Consider the following 2581-nt stretch of genomic DNA (forward strand, 5'->3'; position numbering starts at 1 on the left):
CTCTTTATTCTCATCGAGTTAATTCCCATCACAGCAATAATTATCAGTTTTAATTCTGCATTCAAAAAGAACGGATTGTGGAAGCTCGTTCACACTCCACAGAAAAAACTCGATGAAAGGGAAATTCAAATCGTTCATAAAGCAATCAGGATCTCTTATAGTATATTTGTCATCATTTGTTTAGCATTGATCCTGCTTTTTGCAGTTGCCGAAGGAGAACCAATTGATGTTTTAATGGCTGCTTGTTTGATTTATCTGGCGCATACACTTCCGGCTGCGATTATTGGTTGGACAGGAGAAGAAGTTTGAAAAGGAGAAAGGGAAAATGAAAATTACGAGAAAATTATGTATCTTTGATTTCATTTTTGAAGTCATATTTGGAGCAATCTTCATTATTTTGATAATTCTTATGAAGGAACCAACAAGTTTGATAGAAGGTCTTCCAATTGGAATGGGAGGTGGAGCAATTGTTTATTATTTCTTACGAAAAAGAAATTTAGATGAAAGAGATTATTACCTTTATTACAAAGTTAATCACTTCACTTTAGGTGCTGTAATTTTAGGAATTGTCGCAGCAAAACTAATGAATGATATTCCTGCTGTATCAGAGTTTATACAGGTAAATTGGTCTCAAATGATAATTTTGGTATTTTTTCTCTTTCATGGTTTATTTGGATTGATATTGTTTTTGAAGAAATGATTCTGAATTTCTTCTTGCTTTTCTAATGTTCCTTCTCTTTGGAATATCTTTCATATCTCATCAAAAAGAGAAGGACAGCAGGATGAGTTTAATAGGAAGGATAACTTATTATCCTGGTTTCATCTAAATTTGTTATTCCAACCATTGAAAAAATTTAGATGAAGAAATTCTTCTGCGAGAAACTGTTTTCAAGGTTTAGTAGAACTGCCTTAATGCTTGAGAAATGTTCAGAGCATTATCTCCGATATGCTCGAAATTCTTCAAAATATCGAGATAAAGAAGCTCGGAACGAACTTCGGAACCTTCCTGTAATCTTTTGCGAGCTGCTTTCCGTAAATTGTTGCGGGATGTATTTATTTTATTTTCCAAGTTAATGGCAAAGTCCAGGTCTTTTCTACTTAAATGAACATTCAAATTATCAGTGTAGAATTTAATAAATTCGAAGATCAGGTTCGAATAATCATTGATCTCATTGTAGATTTTTTCATTAAATTCAAGCTGCTTATTATATTTTCTCTGGGATAACAATGACAACTTATAACAACTGTCTCCAATACTTTCCAGCTCATTCACAATTCTCATCATGGCATTCACATTCTGTACATTTTTTTCGCTCAATTCTTCTTTCGAACACTCGAGCAGATATTTTGTGATCTCTTCCTGCATTTGATCCGTCATTTCTTCCATTTTTTTTAATTCTTCGATTTTCCTGCCCATTTTTTTGTCAGGATTATTGAAAACCTCTAAAAATGTTTTGAACATTTTTTCCGTTATATCGGACATTTTCGTGATCTCATTTTTAGCATTCAAGATGTTCATTTGTGCTGTATCCTGCAGTCCTGTTGAAATGTAATCCAGTTTATATTCTGTTATTTTATCACGCTCTTTCGGTTTGACCAGCTTTTCGACCAATAAAGCAAGTTTAGGAATAAAAGAGATGAAAATGATCGTGTTCATTATATTGAAAATCGTATGGAATAATGACAAATTCAAAGGAAGATTAACAGACTGACCATTTTCATTTGTTAGAAATGGATCCCAGGGAGCAATTTTTAAGATAAATGCAGTAAAATATTTAAAAATAAAAGCTATCCAGATTACGCCGAAAGTATTAAAAAGGAAATGAGCTCTCGCTGCTCGTCTGGCATTAACTGAAGTTCCTATCGAGGCGAGATAAGCGGTAATAGTTGTCCCGATGTTTTCTCCGAGAACAACAGCAGCCGCAGTTGGGAAATCTATCCAACCTTTGAAAGCCATAGTAACTGTGATCGCCATCGCTGCACTCGATGATTGCACAATAACGGTCAGAAATGTGCCGACTCCAACAAAGATAAGGAAAGATAAAAATCCCATATCTGTGTAATTCTGGAGGAAAGCCAGTATTTCCGGATTATTTTTTATATCAGGAACAGATTCTTTGAGAAACATCAAACCCAGAAATAATAAACCAAATCCGATCAGGACTTCTCCGAAATCGCGTCTTTTCTTGAATTTCGAGAAAATAAAGGGAAGACCGATTCCAACTATGGGAAGAGCAATTGCCGTGATCTTGAATTTGAATCCAAAAAATGAAACGATCCAGGTCGTGACAGTCGTTCCGATATTTGCTCCCATGATCACGCCGATAGCTTGAGTGAGGTTCAATAAACTCGCATTAACAAAGCTGACGACCATCACAGTAGTTGCTGATGAAGATTGAATTAAACCAGTTATCAGAAAACCGGTTAGAACAGCAACGAACCTGTTCTTGGTCATAAAATTCAGGATAGACTGCATTTTATTGCCGGCAACTTTCTGCAGACCATCGCTCATAACCCGCATTCCAAAAAGGAATACACCAAGAGAACCAAGTAAATTGAAGATGGCTGAAATCATTATTTA

2 protein-coding genes are annotated in these 2581 nt (G+C 35.1%); one reads left to right on the forward strand and one right to left on the reverse strand.

Translation table 11 applies throughout. From position 1 onward, the window contains the following. Nucleotides 1-325: 325 nt before the first annotated feature. Nucleotides 326-700, forward strand: coding sequence for a hypothetical protein (locus tag ENL20_01365; GenBank protein ID HHE37206.1), 375 nt, complete (start codon nucleotides 326-328; stop codon nucleotides 698-700). 195 nt (nucleotides 701-895) lie between these two features. Here ENL20_01365 and ENL20_01370 read toward each other — a convergent pair whose 3' ends face one another. Continuing rightward, complete coding sequence (locus tag ENL20_01370) at nucleotides 896-2575, reverse strand: Na/Pi cotransporter family protein (GenBank protein ID HHE37207.1); 1680 nt, start codon at nucleotides 2573-2575, stop codon at nucleotides 896-898. Nucleotides 2576-2581 lie beyond the last annotated feature (6 nt).

The organism is Candidatus Cloacimonadota bacterium (assembly GCA_011372345.1).
In the GTDB taxonomy this organism is placed as follows: Bacteria; Cloacimonadota; Cloacimonadia; order Cloacimonadales; family TCS61; genus DRTC01.